Genomic DNA, 18,249 nt, shown 5'->3' on the forward strand with positions numbered 1-18,249 from the left:
AGTCAATCAGGGCAAGGAATTAAAGTCTTTCTCTGTTAGCCAGCTATTTAGCCCCTGAATAAACTCCTGAGGATGGGAAATAAAGGGGGCGTGTGATGCCTTGGCCAGCAGTAAATCTGTGGTTGATGCGTTACCCGGCAATAGGTTAGCGACTCTTCTGGGCACCAGCCCATCCAATCTTCCCCAAACCCTGAGCCAGGGAAGGGCGAGCCGTTCCAGTCCGGGGCGCAGATCCACCTTGGCCAACATCTCCAAACCCTGCGCAAGAGCCTGTTCATTGGCTAGCGGCCGCGCCAGAACCAGCTCGCGAATGGTGCGAATATCGTCGCGGGCGCTATCACTGCCCATGGCTTGGATTGCCAGAAACCTTTCTATGGTTCGCTGCAGATCCTGTTGCAGTTGCTCGGCAAACTGAGTCAGCACATTAGGTGTTATTCCAGGCCATTGGTTATCGCTCCTGGCCATAAAGCAAGGAGAGGAGGCGACAGTGATAAGCCCGGCAACTCGTTCTGGAAAGCGCTGAGCTACTCGGGTGGCAACCAGGCCACCAAGCGACCAACCCAACCATACTGCCTGCTCTGGCAGAGCTGCCACCAGAGCGTCCACCCAGTCGTCAAGTTCACCGTCAATGGCCTGGCTAAAACCAAATCCCGGCAGGTCGACACTGTGGACTCTATACTGAGACAAGCCAGACAGCAGGGGATGAAAAACGGCACTGTTGACGCCCCAACCGTGGAGCAAGATCAGATCCCGTCCCTGTCCCTGGCTTTCGATATGCAGACTCACTGAAACACCTCATGGAAGACTTGTTATGTGGAGCCCTCTATTGGCAGGATGCCGGGCCCTATTGGCCGCCAGTTTACCCAACCGTTGCCTACTGTGTCACCAGCAGATCCCGTCAGCCAGTCAGGGTTTGTGTGCCTGCTGTCTTGCGGCCACCTGCTACCGACAACCTATTTGCCTCGGCTGTGGCCGGGAGTTGACCGTCATTGCACGCTTTTGTGGTTCCTGCATGAAACACAGTCCTATCCCTGTGGTGGCCCCGGCCAGCTATCACTCGGCATTGGGGCCGCTTGTCGGCCGAGTCAAATACCAGCAGGATTTCGCCCCTCTACCCGCACTGGTTAGGGCCTTGTCTTGCAGGGTAAAGGCATTGACGGCAGCCGGACTTATCTGTTGGCCACAGGCCTTGGTGCCTGTTCCTTTGCATCCGACGAGGCTGCAACAGCGGGGCTTCAATCAGGCCTGGGTGATTGCATCTATGCTGAGCCAAGAGTTGGCGCTGCCGCTGGAGGATTCTTTGTTGCTGCGGATAGCGGATACTGCGCCACAGGCCGGTCTCAGTGGCAAGGCCCGCAGGCGTAATCTGGCCAAGGCGTTTGCCGTGAGCGGGGCACCAAAATGGCAACGATTGGTGTTGGTGGATGACGTGGTGACGACAGGCACCACTATCCGGGAAGCCGCCAAAGCTTTGGCTCCCTGGTCGCCGGATGTTCAGGTTTGGTGTTTGGCCAGAGCCGAAGCGCCCGGATTGAACCATAGCTCCTGAGCGGTTAAAGGCGGTAAGTATGGTGCCAACTAAAGATCAAGATCCGGCTTGGAATTGTGGAAGATAAAATCGAGATCCCGACAACAAAAAACTCAGCTCTATCGCTTTCGGGACTACAAAGCGCATGACAGTCGGAGTATGATAGCTCTAATTCTTACTAATTTACTCAGGTTTACCCTGACGGAGCAGGTTGTCATGATTACCATTTCCGAAGCAGCTCAGGCGCACTTTGTTAAACTCCTGGATGGTCAGCCGGAAGGCACTCATATTCGGGTCTTTGTTATCAGCCCTGGGACTCCTCAGGCCGAATGTGGCGTTTCATATTGCCCACCGGATGCGGTTGAAGCCGACGATATCGAGCTGGAATTCAATGGTTTCAAGGCCATGGTTGATGAAAAGAGCGCTCCTTTCCTGGAAGAAGCCAGCATTGATTTGGTGGCCGATCAGTTAGGTTCACAACTGACCCTGAAAGCGCCCAATGCCAAGATGCGTAAAGTGTCTGACGATGCTCCGCTGACCGAACGCTTGGAGTATATGATCCAGGCCGAGATCAACCCCCAGCTGGCTAGCCACGGCGGTCACATCATGCTGGTGGAGATCACAGATGACGGCGTGGCGGTACTGCAGTTCGGCGGTGGTTGTAACGGTTGCTCCATGGTCGATGTGACCCTGAAAGACGGCATCGAGACTCAGTTGCTGGAGCGTTTCCCCGGCGAATTGACCGGTGTTCGTGATGTAACAGATCACCAGCATGGCGACCATTCTTACCAGTAATACTGGTACAGGTTCCAAAGAAAAGGACAGTTCAACACTGTCCTTTTTTATTGCCATCAGGCAGGAATAAATTGCCGCCGACGCCAGAGGAAGTGCAGCCCCAGGCTCAGGCTACGCGCCAGCATAAAGGCGCTCATGGCGGCCCATAGAGCATGGTTACCCAAGGGTTGCAACATGAACCAGACCGGGAAAAATACTGCCAAACTGGCGAAAATCATGCTGTTACGCATCACTTTACCCTTGGTGGCACCAATATAGACACCGTCAAATAGATAGGAAGCAAATGCCAGCAGCGGCAGGGCGATAAGCCATGGCAGGTAGATCAAGGCGACCTGACGCACCTCGGGAATATTGGTCAGCATGCCGATGAGCTGCTCACCGAAAATCCAGAAACAGCCGCTGAACCCCAGCGCTATTATGGCCGACCAACTAAAGGCCAGGGAAACCGCCTGTTTGAGCGCGTCCAGGTGTTTTTGACCCGTGGTGCGGCCCACTTCGGCCTCGGCATAGTAGGCGATGCCATCCAGGGCGTAGGAGATCAGCAGCAACATATTCAATAACACGGCATTGGCCGCGACAGTTTCATCGCCGAGCCCGGCACCCTTGAAGGTCATAAAGGCGAAGGTGGCCTGCAAACACAAGCTGCGGATAAAGATATCCAGGTTCAGGCTCAAGAGGCGACCAAAGTCACGGGGATGTAACTGCCCGAGCAGCTCGGCAATAGGCGGCACATTGAACTGTTTTAACTGGCGCAACACCATGGTGCAGGCTACGGCGCAAGCGGTCATATCGGCGATGACGGATGCCAGGGCCGCGCCTTCTACGCCCCAACCCAAACCTATAACAAACAGCAGATCCAGAGCTATATTGGCACAGTTGGCGATGATCAACTGCCACATGGCGGCCTTGGGTTGCTGACGGCCGAGCAACCAGCCAAGCAGAGCCAGGTTCAGCAATGCAAACGGGGCCGACCAGATACGAATGGAAAAGTAGCTTGCGGCGTAGTGGCTGACCTGCTCACTGGCATCGGAGAAACTGGCGGCCAGGCTGAGTATCGGCCCTTGCAACAGCAGAGCCATCAAGCCGAGGAAAAGTGCCAGTGCGCCGGCCTGCATCAACAGCTGCAGTTGCCGAGGCTTGTCATCGGCGCCATAGGCTTGGGCAACCATGCCCGTGGTGGCCATACGCAGAAACCCCAGCAACCAGAACAGCAGTGTTATAATGGTCGAACCAACGGCGACGCCCCCGAGATAATAGGCGTCACTCAAGTGCCCTATGACAGCCGTATCCACCAGACCCAGTAGCGGCACAGTTATGTTGGACAGTATCATTGGAAGCGCCAGCGCAAACAGCTGACGATTTTTTTGCCTGTCGAACAGGCCAATGCTGGTGGTCATAATTTCTCAGAGGTTAATGATGTTGAAAAAGCTGTGCTTTTTGCTCTGCAGTTGTCTTGGGCTAATAAGTTCACCCGTCCTGGCGGCAGTCATTCTACAGTATCACCATGTTTCTGACAGCTCGCCGGCCAGTACCAGTGTGACTCCGGCCCAGTTTCGGGAGCAGATGCAGTATCTGGCGGATCATGATTTCAATGTGGTGCCGCTGACCCAAGTAATAGAGGCGATTCGTCAGTCCAAAACGTTGGCACCGAGAACGGTTGCCATCACCTTCGATGACGGTTACCTCAGCATTGCCGAGGCTGCTCACCCAATACTGAAAGAGTTTGGCTTTCCCTACACACTGTTTGTGGCGATAGAACCGATAGAAAAGGGTTACCGTGAGATGATGAGCTGGGAGCAGCTCAGAACACTGGTGGCAGAAGGCGCCGAGATTGCCAACCACAGTTGGGGGCATGAGCATCTGATCCGCCGCAATGCCACCGAAACCGAGGAGCAGTGGCTGGCGCGAATCGAAGCCAACCTGCTTGAGACCGAGGCCCGAATTGCCAAAGAAACCGGCGACAACCTGAAGATACTCGCCTATCCCTACGGCGAATATAACAGCCAGTTGGAGGCCTTGTTGCAGCGTCTTGGATTTGTTGGCTTGGGGCAGCAGTCCGGTGCGGCAGGCCCTCACTCTGCTTTGACCTCTTTGCCGCGTTTCCCCGTAGCCGGTGCCTATGCCGATATGAATGCTCTCAAGGTGAAACTGCATAGCCTGAATATGCCGGTGCAGGCCATCTCCCCCAGTAACCCTGAGTTACCCATGGGTCAGTGGCGGCCCGAACTTGAGGTGACTCTGGACATGAGCGATATCAATCAGTCGCAGCTCATGTGTTATGTACAGGGGCAGGGCGCCAAGAAACCTCAATGGTTGTCGGCGAATCGTTTCCGTATTCAGGCTGAACTGGACTTGCCTCCGGGGCGATCCAGATACAACTGTACCGCCCCCAGCAAACGTCACGGCAGCTATTATTGGTTTTCCCAGGCATGGGTTAGGCCAAAGGATGACGGCAGCTGGGTCAAGGAGTAGTCAGTAATTTCAACAGCCTGGCCGGGATATTCGCCAGTGGCAACTGCTCGTTGCAGGCATTGAGTGCCACTGCCGAGCCAGGCATACCCCAAACCACGGAACTGGCCTCATCCTGGGCTATGGTGTGGGCTCCCGTCTGATGCATTTTCAGCAGGCCGGCCGCACCGTCTTTACCCATGCCCGTGAGTATCACCCCTATCGCCGACTTAGCGGCAATCTCGGCAATGCTGTTGAACAGCACATCCACCGAGGGCTTATGGCGGTTGACGGTTTCCGTGTCCAGCAGCTTGGTGTAGATATGAGCGCCGCGGCGCTCGAGTACCAAGTGGGCATGGCCCGGTGCCAGATAGGCAACGCCCTGACTCAATCTTTCCCCGCCCTGAGCCTCTATCACTTCCATTCTGGCGTGTTGGTTGAGGCGGCGGGCAAATGAAGCGCTGAAGGCCGCGGGAATATGCTGGGCTATGACTATGGGGGGGGTATTGGCCGGCAGCGGTGCCACTACCCGTTGAATGGCCTCAGTACCGCCGGTGGAAGCGCCTATGGCTATAATACGGTTTTTGAGTTTGGCATCACCGCTCAGTGGTGCAGTGCTGCCTTGTTGAGGGGCGACATGGCTGGCGGCAGCCAGATGCACCTTATCGATCAGCTCTTGCTGATAGTCCAGAAGCCTATTGGTCAAGTCCTGTTTAGGCTTGGCGATAAAGTCGACCGCCCCGAGGGATAAGGCCTCCAGGGTTACGTCGGCGCCGCGCTCGGTCAAGGACGACACCATCACTACAGGCATGGGCCTTAGGCGCATCAAGTTGCGCAGAAAGGCCAGGCCATCCATCTTGGGCATTTCCACATCCAGGGTCAGTACATCAGGCTGCAGCGCCTTAATCATCTCTCTGGCTTCGTAGGGGTCCTCGGCGCAGCCGACGACATCTATGTCTTGGGCCTGGCTGAGCATATGACTCAGCAACTGGCGTACCAGTGCCGAGTCGTCAACAATCAGAACTTTTACCATGATCAGTATGGCTCCTTGCTTCCTGAGACATGGGACAGCCGCGGCAGAGTCGAATCCTGATGCCGTAGGCGATAAGTGGTTTGAGCGACGGTTTCAAACTCACGGGAGATATTGGTCAGGCTTTCCGAATGGCCAATAAATAACACACCATCATCGGCCAGGAGTTTTCTGAAACCGGCCACTATCTTCTGCTTGGTGCTCTGGTCGAAATAGATCAGCACATTACGGCAGAAGATGGCATCGAATGGGCCCTGCATCGGCCAGGGCTCCAGTAAGTTGAGCTGCTTGAAGAAGAGTAATTTTTTGATCTGGTTGCTAATACTAAACTCTTCAGCTGCGCCTTGCAGATAGTGGTGCCACCTTTCAGGGATGGCCTCCATTCCGGCCAGGGGATAAACTCCGGCTTCGGCTCTGGCCAACACATTGGTATCGAGATCGGTTGCCAATATTTTCAGGTCCCAACCCGAGGCGGCGGGAAAGTGCTCTGCCAAGGTCATGGCTATGCTGTAGGGCTCTTCACCGCTGGAACAGGCTGCCGACCAAACTCTCAGCCTGCGTTGCTTGCGCTGCTGCCAATAGGGCACCAGCTCGGTTTCCAGAAAGTTGAAGTGGTGCCGCTCACGGAAAAAGGAGGTCAGATTGGTGGTCAACGCGTTGATAAATGGCGCCAGTTCCAGAGGGTCGCTTTGCAGCTTGAGGCAGTATTCCCCGAAGTTGGCCAGCCGCAACAATCGCAGTCGGCGGCTGAGCCTGGAATACACCATATGGCGCTTGCGCTCGGGTAACACTATCCCTGTGTGTTGGTAGGCCAGCTCGCGGATAATGCCGAAATCCGCGGCTGTCATCGGGAATGCCTTCTCTTCATCGAAGCTCAATCAGTATCTCCTAGAACTCGCTCCACTCTTCTGAACTGACACGGATCTTGGGGGACTTATCCCCGGCGATCAGGGTCAGGGGCTTGCCGGCGCCCTTTTCCAGATTGGCGGTATTGAAGAAGCCCAATTGACGCTTCATGCTTCTGGCCTGTTCGGCCATGGCATCTCCTGCTGCCGAGACCTGTTCCACCAAAGCGGCGTTTTGCTGAGTCATTTCATCCATCTGCGACACAGCTTTATTGACCTCCTGGATCCCAACCGACTGCTGCTCGGCGGCTATGCTGATCTGGTTGATCATGCCGGCTACCTTGGACACGGCTTGCACTATTTCCTGCAGGGTTTCACCGGATTGATTGACTAACTGGGTGCCATCCGTGACCTTGTTGACGCTGTCGCGGATCAGCTCCTTGATCTCTTTGGCGGCACCGGCGCTGCGCTGTGCCAGGTTACGTACCTCTCCGGCCACTACAGCAAAACCACGGCCCTGTTCTCCGGCTCTGGCAGCCTCGACCGCAGCATTCAGCGCCAGCAGGTTGGTCTGGAAGGCGATTTCATCTATCACGCTGATGATGTCGGCAATGCGTTTGCTCGAGGTGTTGATCTCCTCCATGGCGCTGACTGCCTGTTTGACTACCTTGCCACCTTCGCCAGCCTTCTCGCTGGCCTCCTGAGCTAAGTTGTTGGCCAGAGTGGCATTTTCGGCGCTTTGCTTCACAGTAGCTGTCATCTCCTCCATGCTGGAGGCGGTTTGCTCCAGGGAGGCGGCCTGCTCTTCGGTACGCTGGCTAAGGTCGGCGTTGCCCTGAGCTATCTCTTCGGCTCCTGAGGTGACGGTATTGGCCGAGTCATTGATGCCCCCAATCACTTCGGTCAACTTACTGATGGTGGCATTGGCATCTTGCTGCAGCTTGGCAAACTGACCCTGATATTCGCCGTCGAGCTTACGATCCAGTTGCCCCTTGGCCAGGCCATCGAAGATATCGGCGATTTTGGAGATGACATTGTCGGCGATGCCGACCAAGCGGTTGAGGCCGTTGGAGAGATTAAGGAAGAAGCCCTCCTTGTTGTGAATATCCAGGCGGCGGCTCAGGTCGCCGTCGTTGGCCGCCGTGATAATGGCGTCAATCTCCTGCTCTATAGCTACTTCATTGGTACGGTCGGCCCACTCAACCACAGTGCCAATTCGTCCCTGTTCCGGGTCCAGTATCGGGTTGGCAATGATTCTGAAGGTACGGCCGCCAACTTGCAGCTGGCTGTCGTAGGTCTCGGTCAATCCGGCGAGAATATTGCGCTGGTGGCTGGGGACCTTGTGGAAACCATCGATATTTTGTCCCAGCAGTTTGCTGGCATTGAACTTGGGCAGGTCGCGGAGAATATCTTTCTCGGCTGCCTGAAACATCTGCTGCACAGCTTGGTTGAGGTAGATGATATTGCCGTCGTTATCCGCCACCATGGTATTTGAACTGACATTATCCAATGCCTGACGAATGCGGGCATTTTCGGCCGCCAGCTGTTTTTCCTGCTGCTCTCTGGCCAGGCTGGCGGTGATATCCTGCCACTCCACTACTGTGCCGGTACGCTTGCCCTGCTCAAATACCGGGGTGGCAATCAGGTTGAATGTCAGCCCGGCTACCTTGATGCGGGTGTTATAGCTGTCGGTGAGCTGGTCCAGCAATTGTCGTTGATGCTCAGGATGGCGATGGAAGATATCGATATTGCTGCCAATCAGCTTGCTCATGTTGAAGGCCTGCAACTCCTGTTGCAGCTTTTGCTCATTGCCTGCCAGCATTTCATTCAGTGAATCGTTCAGGTAGATGATGTTGTAGTCGGTATCGGCGACCATCACATTGGCCTGGCAGACATTGAGAGCCTGCTTGATGCGGGTGTTCTCTGTAGCGCTTTGCAGCTCCAATTGTTGTTTGCTAAGGGCTTCGGTGAGATCCTGCCATTCGACCACAGTGGCAATACGCTGCTTGTTTTCGTCGAATACCGGCGAAGCTATCAGGCTGAAGGTGCGACGACCTACCTTGATCTGAGTCGAGTAAACCTGCTCCAAGCCGGCGATCAATTTCCTTTGATGCTCAGGGTTGCGGTGGAAAACATCCATATTGGCACCTTGCAGCTTGTCGGCCTGGAATTTGGGCAATACCTCTTGAATGTCGGCCTCGGCGTCCCGCATGGTTTGTTGCAGCGAGTGGTTGAAGTATAGAATGTCACCGGCTGGATTGGCCACCATCACATTGGCCTGGCAGATATCCAGAGCCTTGAGAATGGCTTGCTGCTGTTGCTGGCTCTGACGCCAACGGCTGAGCTCGTCCAGCAGTGGCTTCCAGCCCGGCAGATCAAGCTCGGCAAACTGCTGCGTGCCGTCTTTCAGCAACCGCTGCAGTTGGTTGATGGCGCTATCCAGGGTGCCTTTGTGCTTGAGTGAGTGCAATAGCCCAAGCAGTATGCAAACCAGGGTGACGCCCTGCAGAATAATAATGATATTGGGATCCTGGCCTAGCAGCATGAGCGCCATCACGGCGATGCCCGTGATTAAGCCAAGCAGATTCCAGGGATTACTGTTGATTATGTTGGCATTGGCGGCATCCATTCTTCTTTCCTCGATGTCTTAAAGGTTGGCAGCCTGAGGCTGTTCCAAGTCCAGTTGCTGCAGCAAACTGGAAAGTTGTGATGCATCCGGCAGCACTTCATTACCGAGTAACATATTGATATTCAATAGTATGACCATCTTATCGGCCACACAGGTGAGCCCATGGATGAAACGCATGTCCGTGTCCTGGCCAAAATCGGGCGCACTGCGGATCTCGCTCTGGGTGATACTGAAAACATCGGAAACGGCATCCACCACTATGCCCATCACCTTGTGCTGTTTATCCAGGCGCACTTTCAGCACTATCACTACTGTGGTTGGGCCATATGCCAGGGTCTTGATACCGAACCTTTGGCGCAGATCTATGATGGGGACTATGGTGCCGCGCAGATTGATCACCCCTTTGACATGGGGCGGTGCATTGGGAATAACCGTGGTTGCTTCCCAGCCACGGATCTCCTGCACCGAGAGAATATCGACGCCATATTCCTCATCGGCCATCATAAAGGTGAGGTATTGCTGTGATTGATCTTCCGCAGCTGCCGATGTTGCAGGGTTGGATTCTGTCATTGCGCTTCCCTTCTAGGCTGCATGTTCCTGAGTTTGATTGAGGCCAGACATGGTCACGAGTCCGGGAATATCCACTATCAGCGCCACCCGGCCGTCACCGAGAATGGTGGCTCCGGACACTCCGGGCACTTTGGCGTAGTTGTCTTCCAGACTCTTGATCACCACTTGTTGCTGCGCCAGCAACTCATCGACCAGCAGGCCGACTTTTTGGTTGTTGTTGTCCACCACCATCACCAGCCCCTCTTTGACCTCTTTGGCCTGAGCCTGGTGATTGAACTCCTGATAAACGCGGATGACCGGCAGGTACTCGTCTCGCAGGCGGATCACTTCGTGCTCTTCAGACAGCTTGTTGACCTTACTGCTTTCCACTTGCAACGACTCATAGATGGAGACCAGCGGCACCACATAAGTATGCTCGCCGACCCTCACCAACTGGCCGTCGAGAATGGCCAGGGTCAAAGGCAAGCGAATGGTAAAACGGCTACCCTTGCCGGGTGTCGAGGCCAGCTCTACACTGCCGCTGAGTGCTTGAATGTTGCGTCTGACCACATCCATACCCACGCCCCGGCCAGAGAGGTCGGAGACGCTGTCGGCGGTAGAAAAGCCGGGTTTAAAGATGAGTTGCTGAATCGCCTCTGTGCTGAGTTCCTCTTCGGCGCCGATCAAGCCTTTATCTCTGGCCTTGGCGAGAATTCTGCCGGTATCCAATCCGGCACCGTCATCGGTTATTTCTATGACAATATTGCCGCCTTGATGGAAGGCGTTGAGGGTGATCCTGCCGGTTTCCGGTTTACCCTTGGCACTGCGCACAGCAGGGGATTCAATGCCGTGATCCAAAGAGTTACGTACCAGATGCACCATGGGGTCGACAATTTTCTCCATCACTGTCTTGTCCAGCTCTGTCTCCTCACCTTTGAGGATCAGCTCAACCTTCTTGCCCAGCTGCTGACCTATATCGCGTACCAATCGGGGAAAACGGTTGAAGGCGAAGCTGATAGGCAGCATGCGGATCTGCATCACGCTTTCCTGCAGATCCCGAGTGTGATTGGCCAATTGCTCCAGCCCCTGCTGCAGTGACAGCAGAGCGTTATCGTCAATGCGTTCCTGTTGGCCTATCTGCCCCAGCATAGCCTGGGTGATCACCAGCTCACCCACCATATTGATCAGCATGTCTATCTTGTCGGTGCTGACCCGGATAGAACTGGTTTCCGCCGTTTTGGCAACAGCCTTGCCGGACTCCACTTTGGCTGTGGTGGCTGCGACCTGTGTCTCTTGGGAGGCTGGGGCAGAAGTCGAGATAGGGGCTTGTTCCTGCGGAGAAACACCTTCGACAAGCTGTGCCTTGGCGGGTAACTGCTGATAATGGATTTCACAGTCGTCCTCGACCCACTCAAACACCTCTTTTATCCGCTCAAGTGGCGCCTCTGTGTCGAGTTGCAGCTGCCAATACAGACGGCAGGATTCGGGGTCCAGGTCTTCAAACTCAGGCAGTTCCTGCGCTGGCAGGCTGACCTTTAGTTCACCCAGCTCGGCGAGTTCGTTGAACATCAAAATGGGGTCGTTGCCGCATCTGAGAATGTCGGCGCCTGCATGGAAATCTATCTGCCAGCTGAGCCCAATATCTTTGGTTTCAGAATCTTTGGTTTCTGATACTTTGGCTGCTGACTTTTCATTGCTTTGGCTGGCGTTATCCGGCGCATCTTCGACCCCGGTAACTGCGGACAGCTCCTGATTGAAGCGGTTTTCCAGCTCTTGTTGCTGGGGCGATTCAAAGCTTTGACCTGCCATCAAGGCCTGCAGCATGTTGCGCAGCAGATCCACCGACAAGAGCAACATATCCTGATGATTGGCGGTCATTTCCCGGCGGCCATCACGGATTTCATCCAACAGGGTTTCCAGCAAGTGGGTGAATCCGGCGACCTGGTTGAAACCAAAAGTGGCACTGCCTCCCTTAATCGAATGGGCGGCACGAAAAATGGTATTTATAGTTTCCGGATCCGGTTGCTGCACGTTCAGTTTCAGCAGCTCAGATTCCATGACCTCCAGGCCTTCGAGGCTTTCTTCAAAGAACACCTGGGTGAATTGGCTCAGATCTATGTCCATATATCCGCTCCTTGCCGGAGGCTAACCCAATACTTTGCGAACCGTGGCCAACAGCTGATCCGGGTTGAAGGGTTTGACTATCCAACCGGTGGCTCCGGCCGCTCGTCCCTGTTGCTTCTTGTCTGTGGTCGACTCTGTGGTCAGCATCAACATGGGCACAAACTTGTAGTTGGGCAGCTCGCGCAAGTTACGTATCAGCTCGATACCATCCATAATTGGCATGTTGACGTCCGATATCACCAGGTCAAACTCTCTGCCTTGGGCTACTTTCAACGCTTCCTCGCCATTGTTGGCTTCGGTCACGTCGAAACCTGCTGTCTTGAGAGTAAAGCTCACCATTTGCCGCATGGAGGCTGAATCATCAACTGCGAGGATTGTCTTCATTGAGCGTTTCCTTTTCAAAATCCGAATCGAGTGTCGGGATCCTGATACCCAGGCGCGTCAGTTGAGCGATAAAGGTGGGTTGAGCCTGTTGCCATGACAGTTTCAACCCTCGCTTGTCGCAACTCAGAGCAAACAGGTAAAGCAACTGGGCGCCGGCAGTATCCACCTTGTGCAACTCACCGGCATCCAGGATCAATTCATCGACCCGATGCAAGAGCTCCAATAGTTTTTGGTAGAGTGGCTGAATATTGCGAATGCTTATTTCTGAACCCAGTGCCAGTGTGTCGATGGACATAGTGCTTCCTTGTTTTCCCAACACACAAAAGATAGTCGGCAAATTTCACTTCTGCCTCTTTTCAAAAGAAAAAATGGTATATGAATGTCTAGGCTCTTTAGGGGGTTAGTGAGGCCCTTGATACTGAGTAACCAGAGTGCGAAAGTCGGCCAGCAGTTCATCGTTGCGGATTTGCGGCAGTTGTCCGGGTGTCTGTGAACTGGGCTTGATGGTGGCGTAGCGGCGGCCGTCGGGCGAGATCAGGATCAAAGAGGCGCTGTGATCCACTTGGTAGTCAGGGCCATCGCCGACCAGTGAATACACCAGGCCCAGATCGCGGCTGAAGGGCAGTAATGCCGGGTGCTCGGCACGCAAACCTATGAACTCGGGATTAAAGAAGGCCAGGTAATCCTTGAGTTTGCTTTGGCTGTCACGCTCAGGGTCGACACTGAGCAGTATCACCTGTATTGGTGCCACTTGTGCCAGTTTCGGGTAGACGGCACTGAGTTTGCCAAGGGTGGTGGGACATACGTCCGGGCAGGAGGTGTAACCGGCGAAAATTAGACTCCATTTCTGTTTTAGCTTGTCATTATCGAATTGATGACCGTTTTGGTCCTGCAACTCAAAAGGTTGCAGTGGCCTTGGGGTTTCATATTGAAAGCTGGTTTGCAGTGCCTGCGGCGGCTGAGACGAAGGTCGGTGAAACAGCTGCACACTGGCCAAACCGCCAAGACCTATGAGCAAAATACCCGCCACCAAGATGCGTTTCTTCATGATTCAACTCCAGAGGTAATGATCCACCAGCAGGGCAATAAACAGCAACATCAGCTGATAGATAGAGAAACGGAACACGGCCATCGCCAGCCCGGGGCGGTCGGCAAACTTGAGTTGCCAGGCCTTGTAGATAAACAGGCAACTGAGAATGGTGGAAGCCAGCAGATAGACGGGGCCACTCAAGCCAACCAAAACCGGCAATAAGCAGGCGATGGCCAGTAGTAGGGTGTAGAGCAGAATACAGGTCTTGGTAAATTCCACCCCGTGAGTCACAGGCAGCATAGGGATATCCACCTTGGCATACTCTTTTTGACGGTGAATGGCCAAGGCCCAGAAATGAGGTGGAGTCCAGGTGAAAATAATGATCACCAACAGCCAGGCGTGGCCGTGAAAGTCATTGGTTACCGCCGTCCAACCCAGCAGTGGCGGCATGGCGCCGGCAAGGCCACCTATCACGATATTTTGGGGGGTTGCCCGCTTTAAATAGGCGGTATAGATAAGGGCGTAGCCAATCAGGCTGGCACAGGTCAACCAAGCGGTGAGTGGATTCACCAGCCAATAGAGTAGGGTAAAGCCCGCCAATCCAAGCAAGACGGCAAAGCTCAAGGCCCGGCTCACACTCACTCGTCCCTTGGGTAAGGGGCGGTTATAAGTGCGGGCCATCAGGCCATCGATGCGTCGATCGATAAGGTGATTCAAGGCGGCCGCCGAGCCCGCCATCATGGCAATTCCCATTAACCCGGCAAGCAAGGGCTGTAGGGGGACGGCACCGGGCAACGCCAGGCACATGCCCACCAGGACGGTGAGCAGCATCAGCGCCACCACCTTGGGCTTGGTCATTTCCAGGTAATCGCGCCAGGAGATCTCTGTGCGGGTCGCGTCCTGGGCTATGGAGAGTAGTTTGGCCATAAACAGTCCCTCTTCAGGCTTTACGCCAAAGCGCATAGTTGATGAATACCAAAGTCAGCAGCAGCAGGGCTGCACCGCCGTTATGGGCAACCGCCACCGGCAGCGGCAGATGCAGCAATACGTTGGCCAGGCCCAATGACAGCTGTAATCCCAGCACCAAGGTGAGTACCAGAGCCGAGCGTTTCAGCATGCTCGAGTCGGCTCTGCGCCAGAGCATGAATGCCAGGGTGAGTACCACTATCGCGGTCAGCAGGGCACCTATTCGGTGGGCAATATGTATGGTCATCCGGGTGTGGTAATCCAATACGCCGAACTCAAAGCTGGGATGCTGCCCCTGAAAAGGAGAGAAGGCATCTGCCAGACGTAGGTTGTTGCTCCAGTCACCTTCGCAGATAGGCAACTCTGTGCAGGCCAGGGCGGCGTAGTTGGAGGAGGTCCAGCCGCCAAGCATAATTTGCAGTACCACAATGGCCAGCGCCACCATGGCCAAAGGCGCCAAGGTGCGGGCTTTGGGATCGCCATCCGGGATTTGCAGCGGCCGGAGCCTGAGATACAGCAGCAACAACAGCGAAAACAGGGTGAATCCCCCGAGCAGGTGAGACATGACCACGACGGGCATCAGTTTCATGGTCACAGTCCACATTCCCAGCAGCGCTTGAAATACGATCAGTGCGGCGATCAGTCCCGGCAGCGTCTTCGGGGTTGCGCTGCCACGCCAACTCTGGATCAAAATAAGTAATACCAGAATCCCCAGCGAGCCGGCCACGTATCTGTGGATCATCTCCAGCCAGGCTTTCTTGGGTTCTATTTCTTGTCCCGGAAAGTGGCGTTCGACATGAGCCAATTCATGGGCCTGAGAAGGCACCTTGATATGGCCATAGCAACCGGGCCAGTCGGGGCAGCCAAGGCCGGCATCCGACAGCCGGGTGTAGGCGCCCAACAGGATTACCGTCAGAGTGCAGATGAGGGTCATCTTCAGTAGCAAGTTCAGTTTCATCAGCCCACCCTCGAGAGTTTCAACAGCTTGCGCAGGTCGCTGACCAAGGCCTTGCCCTGCAGGAGTTGGCCCTGGTGATCCACTACCCCCGGATAGGCCAACACCCAAGCGCCCAGAGGGTCGACTATCACCAACATCTGCTGCTGTAATGGATTCTCGGCGGTCAGAGGTTTATCCAGAGTGACTCGATGAAAGTCGTTGTTTAGCGGAGCACCCGTGTCGCTTTCCCGGTTGATGAAAATCAGGGTGTCGACCCTGTCCATCTCGGCGCCCAGCGCCGTATGGCTCTGCTGCAATATGTAGAGCCGTTCCTGGCATAGTTCATCGCAGTTGGCCGGTATCAGGTATAGGACTTGCCAACGGCCGGGAAGCGGGTTGTCTAGCCCAAGTTGCTGATAACCCAGATTAACCGGCAGCAACTGGCCCTTGTTGGTGGCTCCACCTTGATATAGCTCGAAGCTCAGTACCAGTTTTGCCAGTATCACCGGCAGGGCAAAGGCCAGCAGTAGTATCAAGAGTGGTCTTTGGGTTCGGGAGTTCATCCTGGCTCCTCTTGCTGTAATTGGGCGTTCTGAATTCAGCTCGCCCTATGGTTAGTGTCGATTCAGTTTCCAGCGCCACCAGACAAGCAGTAACAACAGGGCGGCAGCCATGGAAAACCACTGCAGGGCATAACCCAGGTGTTTTTCAGCCGGCATGGGCAATGGCTGCCAGGGTCTTGGCAAGTCCACACCTTCCAGCTGAACCGGCTGCAACACGGCCGGAATCAGTTTGTGCCCAAGCAAGTGTTCGAGCTGCGACCAGTTGAGATTCTGTATTCGCTTGGGCCAACCGGCTTCGGCCAAGAGCTCCTGGCTCAGTGGGTTACTGCCCTTTTGCCACAATCGGCCTTCGAGGGTGAGGCGTGGCGGTAATGGCAATATCTCTGGCAGTTCACTGCGTTTTTCTGGAGCTGGGATAAACCCCAGCTCCAGCAATAGCCAGGGTTGCTCTGGCTCAACTTGCAGAGGTTGCAGCAACAGGTAGCCCACTCGTCCTTGGTACACCTGGTTGTCCAGCAGTAATTGCTTGCCGCTCAATACATTGGCACTCAGCTGCAGTTTCTGCCCTGTGAGCCGAGTGCCAGGCTCTTGCCTCAGCAGAGCTGAAAAACTGCTTGGCCCCGCATCTGCTTTGGCAGCAATCTCCTGAGCCAATAGTTGCTTTTCTTCAGCGCGCTGCAGTTGCCAGAATCCCAGCTTGACCATGAGTAGAAACAGCCCCAAAGTAAATAACAGTGCAAGGTAACGCCCCCAAGGGATGGGAGAGTGAATGTCAGTCAGTTTTTTCTTTAAAGTCATATTGGTACTGCTACTGCTGTTCATCATTTTCAACCTTGGTCGCGCCCTGTGGATCATGGTGCGCGGCGATTCATCTGTTCCCATGAGCCGTTTTCTTGGCCGCCGGGTGTTGTTTTCGGCGCTGGTGGTTCTTTTGTTGCTGCTGGCATTGGCGCTGGGGATTATTTCCCCTAATCCCCGGCCTTACTAAAGCACATACACAAAAACAAACAGGCATAGCCAAACCACATCGACAAAGTGCCAATACCAGCTGCCGGCCTGAAAGGCAAAGTGACGCTCAGCGCTGAAGTGCCCCTTTAAAACCCTGAAAAACAGCACCAACAGGAATAGCGTGCCCAGAGTCACATGCATACCGTGGAAACCTGTCAACAGGAAGAAGGTGTTGCCATAGACACCGGACTGCAGCGTCAGCCCCAGCTCAGTGTAGGCATGGATATATTCCTCTCCCTGCAAGATTAGAAAGGCCAGTCCCAGCAAGATGGTGAGTCCAAGCCAGAGGGTTAAGGCGGTGCGTTTGCCTTTCTCTAACCCCAGGTGGGCAAAGTGCAGGGTAATAGAGGAGGTGAGCAGAATAATGGTGTTGAAAAGAGGTAAACCATTCCAACCCATGGCTTGGGTTTCAGTGCCGTTCGGGGTTTTCAGTAAGGGCCAGCCTGCGCTGAATCCAGGCCAGAGCACTTCGTTGGTCATGGCATTGTTGGATGCGCCACCCAACCAAGGAACGGCCACCATACGGGCATAGAAGAGGGCGCCGAAAAAGGCCGCAAAGAACATCACCTCAGAGAAGATGAACCAACTCATTCCCTGACGAAATGACCTGTCCATCTGTGGCGAATAGAGACCACTCATGGATTCATGGATCACGTTTCTGAACCAGCCAATCAGCATGAACAGAATGACGGCAATTCCTGCCAGCAGTACATAACTGCCATGGCCACCGTCAGACTTGAGCTGGGATACATAAGTACCGGCTCCATAGGCGATAAGGAAAAGCCCCAATGCGCCGACAATCGGCCAGGCGCTTTGAGCTGGAACATAATAGTGTTCATGTTTACTGGTCATTTCGCTGCTCCTTGCTCCAGGGCATCGGATATCTGTCTATCCGTGATGTCATAGAGGGTGTAAGAGAGGGTCAGAGTGCTGATGGAGTCCGGCAGGTCCGGATCCACGTAAAACACCAGCGGCAGCTCGGCACTGGCATCGGCAGCCAGCGGCTGCTGATTGAAACAGAAGCACTCGGTTTTATTGAAGTAGGCGGCGCCTTGTCCCGGTGAAACGGAAGGGATCGCCTGACCTATCTTGTATTGGTGTGACAGGTTGCGGGCCAGAAAGCGGGTATGGGTCAACTGGCCGGGATGCACCTTGATACGGGTCACTTCCGGCTTGAACTCCCACGGCATTCCCTTGGCCACCTGAGAGATAAACTCCACAGTGACCAAGCGGCTGTTATCCACTTGGGCACTATAAGTGGCGGCGCTGGTGTTGGTCTTGCCATTGATCCCCAACTGCTGACAAAGCACATCATAGAGCGGCACCAGGGCAAAGCCGAAGCCGAACATGGCTACGGCGCCAAGTAGCAGCAGGCGTACCAGTTTACGGTTGTCGGGGCGGGAGTCTGCCATA

At 54.8% G+C, this 18,249-nt stretch carries 20 protein-coding genes; 4 read left to right on the forward strand and 16 right to left on the reverse strand.

Annotation, left to right across the window (positions count from 1 at the left end):
* Window positions 1-6 precede the first annotated feature (6 nt).
* Window positions 7-786: a pimeloyl-ACP methyl ester esterase BioH gene (gene bioH, locus N512_RS0114785; RefSeq protein ID WP_028780832.1), complete on the reverse strand. Its 780-nt coding sequence runs from the start codon at window positions 784-786 to the stop codon at window positions 7-9.
* Between the two features lie 226 nt (window positions 787-1,012).
* Between bioH and N512_RS0114790 the strand changes: the two genes are divergently transcribed.
* Both N512_RS0114790 and nfuA read left to right on the forward strand, forming a co-directional pair.
* Window positions 1,013-1,549 carry a ComF family protein gene (locus tag N512_RS0114790; RefSeq protein ID WP_231473598.1) on the forward strand — a complete coding sequence of 179 codons (537 nt, stop codon included), beginning with the start codon at window positions 1,013-1,015 and terminating at the stop codon, window positions 1,547-1,549.
* Between the two features lie 195 nt (window positions 1,550-1,744).
* Window positions 1,745-2,323 (forward strand): Fe-S biogenesis protein NfuA, encoded by a 579-nt coding sequence (gene nfuA, locus N512_RS0114795; RefSeq protein WP_028780834.1) that lies wholly within the window; start codon window positions 1,745-1,747, stop codon window positions 2,321-2,323.
* Between the two features lie 56 nt (window positions 2,324-2,379).
* Here nfuA and N512_RS0114800 read toward each other — a convergent pair whose 3' ends face one another.
* On the reverse strand, window positions 2,380-3,720 hold the full coding sequence (locus tag N512_RS0114800) for an MATE family efflux transporter (protein ID WP_028780835.1): 1,341 nt from the start codon (window positions 3,718-3,720) through the stop codon (window positions 2,380-2,382).
* Between the two features lie 19 nt (window positions 3,721-3,739).
* Between N512_RS0114800 and N512_RS0114805 the strand changes: the two genes are divergently transcribed.
* Window positions 3,740-4,795, forward strand: coding sequence for a polysaccharide deacetylase family protein (locus N512_RS0114805; RefSeq protein ID WP_028780836.1), 1,056 nt, complete (start codon window positions 3,740-3,742; stop codon window positions 4,793-4,795).
* Here N512_RS0114805 and N512_RS0114810 read toward each other — a convergent pair.
* The 12 genes from N512_RS0114810 to N512_RS0114865 all read right to left on the reverse strand — a co-directional run bounded on the left by N512_RS0114810 (window position 4,785) and on the right by N512_RS0114865 (window position 16,626).
* Window positions 4,785-5,804, reverse strand: coding sequence for a protein-glutamate methylesterase/protein-glutamine glutaminase (locus N512_RS0114810; protein ID WP_028780837.1), 1,020 nt, complete (start codon window positions 5,802-5,804; stop codon window positions 4,785-4,787). The two genes, N512_RS0114805 and N512_RS0114810, sit on opposite strands and share 11 nt — an antisense overlap.
* 2 nt (window positions 5,805-5,806) lie before the next feature.
* Window positions 5,807-6,679, reverse strand: coding sequence for a CheR family methyltransferase (locus N512_RS0114815; protein ID WP_306440268.1), 873 nt, complete (start codon window positions 6,677-6,679; stop codon window positions 5,807-5,809).
* A gap of 10 nt (window positions 6,680-6,689) precedes the next feature.
* Window positions 6,690-9,275: a methyl-accepting chemotaxis protein gene (locus tag N512_RS0114820; protein WP_028780838.1), complete on the reverse strand. Its 2,586-nt coding sequence runs from the start codon at window positions 9,273-9,275 to the stop codon at window positions 6,690-6,692.
* A gap of 18 nt (window positions 9,276-9,293) precedes the next feature.
* The gene (locus tag N512_RS0114825) at window positions 9,294-9,845 is read right to left on the reverse strand and encodes a chemotaxis protein CheW (protein WP_025888185.1); all 552 of its coding nucleotides are present in this window, start codon (window positions 9,843-9,845) and stop codon (window positions 9,294-9,296) included.
* A 12-nt stretch (window positions 9,846-9,857) separates the two neighbouring features.
* Complete coding sequence (locus tag N512_RS0114830) at window positions 9,858-11,948, reverse strand: chemotaxis protein CheA (RefSeq protein ID WP_028780839.1); 2,091 nt, start codon at window positions 11,946-11,948, stop codon at window positions 9,858-9,860.
* A gap of 21 nt (window positions 11,949-11,969) precedes the next feature.
* A complete protein-coding gene (locus N512_RS0114835; protein ID WP_025010825.1) occupies window positions 11,970-12,332 on the reverse strand; it encodes a response regulator in 363 nt (120 codons plus the stop codon).
* Window positions 12,310-12,627, reverse strand: coding sequence for an STAS domain-containing protein (locus N512_RS0114840; protein WP_028780840.1), 318 nt, complete (start codon window positions 12,625-12,627; stop codon window positions 12,310-12,312). Before N512_RS0114840 ends, N512_RS0114835 begins: the two co-directional genes overlap by 23 nt.
* 105 nt (window positions 12,628-12,732) lie before the next feature.
* Complete coding sequence (locus N512_RS0114845; protein ID WP_028780841.1) at window positions 12,733-13,380, reverse strand: SCO family protein; 648 nt, start codon at window positions 13,378-13,380, stop codon at window positions 12,733-12,735.
* A gap of 3 nt (window positions 13,381-13,383) precedes the next feature.
* Window positions 13,384-14,289: a heme o synthase gene (cyoE, locus tag N512_RS0114850; RefSeq protein ID WP_028780842.1), complete on the reverse strand. Its 906-nt coding sequence runs from the start codon at window positions 14,287-14,289 to the stop codon at window positions 13,384-13,386.
* A 13-nt stretch (window positions 14,290-14,302) separates the two neighbouring features.
* A complete protein-coding gene (locus N512_RS0114855; protein ID WP_028780843.1) occupies window positions 14,303-15,286 on the reverse strand; it encodes a COX15/CtaA family protein in 984 nt (327 codons plus the stop codon).
* A complete protein-coding gene (locus tag N512_RS0114860; protein WP_025010821.1) occupies window positions 15,286-15,828 on the reverse strand; it encodes a hypothetical protein in 543 nt (180 codons plus the stop codon). The genes N512_RS0114855 and N512_RS0114860 overlap by 1 nt, the downstream gene beginning before the upstream one ends.
* A 51-nt stretch (window positions 15,829-15,879) precedes the next feature.
* Window positions 15,880-16,626 (reverse strand): SURF1 family protein, encoded by a 747-nt coding sequence (locus N512_RS0114865; RefSeq protein WP_081737183.1) that lies wholly within the window; start codon window positions 16,624-16,626, stop codon window positions 15,880-15,882.
* Here N512_RS0114865 and N512_RS0114870 point away from each other — a divergent pair.
* A complete protein-coding gene (locus tag N512_RS0114870; RefSeq protein ID WP_025010819.1) occupies window positions 16,598-16,816 on the forward strand; it encodes a DUF2909 family protein in 219 nt (72 codons plus the stop codon). The genes N512_RS0114865 and N512_RS0114870 overlap by 29 nt on opposite strands.
* On the opposite strand, the gene N512_RS0114875 is transcribed toward N512_RS0114870, so the two are convergent.
* Both N512_RS0114875 and N512_RS0114880 read right to left on the reverse strand, forming a co-directional pair.
* The gene (locus N512_RS0114875; RefSeq protein ID WP_028780845.1) at window positions 16,813-17,688 is read right to left on the reverse strand and encodes a cytochrome c oxidase subunit 3; all 876 of its coding nucleotides are present in this window, start codon (window positions 17,686-17,688) and stop codon (window positions 16,813-16,815) included. The two genes, N512_RS0114870 and N512_RS0114875, sit on opposite strands and share 4 nt — an antisense overlap.
* Window positions 17,685-18,248 (reverse strand): cytochrome c oxidase assembly protein, encoded by a 564-nt coding sequence (locus N512_RS0114880; RefSeq protein ID WP_028780846.1) that lies wholly within the window; start codon window positions 18,246-18,248, stop codon window positions 17,685-17,687. The genes N512_RS0114875 and N512_RS0114880 overlap by 4 nt, the downstream gene beginning before the upstream one ends.
* Window position 18,249: the final 1 nt, after the last annotated feature.

Origin of the sequence: Shewanella sp. 38A_GOM-205m, from assembly GCF_000518445.1 — a bacterium.
Classification (GTDB): Bacteria; Pseudomonadota; Gammaproteobacteria; order Enterobacterales; family Shewanellaceae; genus Shewanella; species Shewanella algae.

Excerpts from the sequence above, each read along its gene's own strand:
- N512_RS0114790 (WP_231473598.1), top strand. The coding sequence starts at position 1,013 with ATGAAACACAGTCCTATCCCTGTGGTGGCCCCGGCCAGCTATCACTCG.
- nfuA (WP_028780834.1), top strand. The coding sequence starts at position 1,745 with ATGATTACCATTTCCGAAGCAGCTCAGGCGCACTTTGTTAAACTCCTG.
- N512_RS0114800 (WP_028780835.1), bottom strand. The coding sequence starts at position 3,720 with ATGACCACCAGCATTGGCCTGTTCGACAGGCAAAAAAATCGTCAGCTG.
- N512_RS0114805 (WP_028780836.1), top strand. The coding sequence starts at position 3,740 with ATGTTGAAAAAGCTGTGCTTTTTGCTCTGCAGTTGTCTTGGGCTAATA.
- N512_RS0114810 (WP_028780837.1), bottom strand. The coding sequence starts at position 5,804 with ATGGTAAAAGTTCTGATTGTTGACGACTCGGCACTGGTACGCCAGTTG.
- N512_RS0114820 (WP_028780838.1), bottom strand. The coding sequence starts at position 9,275 with ATGGATGCCGCCAATGCCAACATAATCAACAGTAATCCCTGGAATCTG.
- N512_RS0114825 (WP_025888185.1), bottom strand. The coding sequence starts at position 9,845 with ATGACAGAATCCAACCCTGCAACATCGGCAGCTGCGGAAGATCAATCA.
- N512_RS0114830 (WP_028780839.1), bottom strand. The coding sequence starts at position 11,948 with ATGGACATAGATCTGAGCCAATTCACCCAGGTGTTCTTTGAAGAAAGC.
- N512_RS0114835 (WP_025010825.1), bottom strand. The coding sequence starts at position 12,332 with ATGAAGACAATCCTCGCAGTTGATGATTCAGCCTCCATGCGGCAAATG.
- N512_RS0114840 (WP_028780840.1), bottom strand. The coding sequence starts at position 12,627 with ATGTCCATCGACACACTGGCACTGGGTTCAGAAATAAGCATTCGCAAT.
- N512_RS0114845 (WP_028780841.1), bottom strand. The coding sequence starts at position 13,380 with ATGAAGAAACGCATCTTGGTGGCGGGTATTTTGCTCATAGGTCTTGGC.
- cyoE (WP_028780842.1), bottom strand. The coding sequence starts at position 14,289 with ATGGCCAAACTACTCTCCATAGCCCAGGACGCGACCCGCACAGAGATC.
- N512_RS0114855 (WP_028780843.1), bottom strand. The coding sequence starts at position 15,286 with ATGAAACTGAACTTGCTACTGAAGATGACCCTCATCTGCACTCTGACG.
- N512_RS0114860 (WP_025010821.1), bottom strand. The coding sequence starts at position 15,828 with ATGAACTCCCGAACCCAAAGACCACTCTTGATACTACTGCTGGCCTTT.
- N512_RS0114870 (WP_025010819.1), top strand. The coding sequence starts at position 16,598 with ATGTCAGTCAGTTTTTTCTTTAAAGTCATATTGGTACTGCTACTGCTG.
- N512_RS0114865 (WP_081737183.1), bottom strand. The coding sequence starts at position 16,626 with ATGACTTTAAAGAAAAAACTGACTGACATTCACTCTCCCATCCCTTGG.
- N512_RS0114875 (WP_028780845.1), bottom strand. The coding sequence starts at position 17,688 with ATGACCAGTAAACATGAACACTATTATGTTCCAGCTCAAAGCGCCTGG.
- N512_RS0114880 (WP_028780846.1), bottom strand. The coding sequence starts at position 18,248 with ATGGCAGACTCCCGCCCCGACAACCGTAAACTGGTACGCCTGCTGCTA.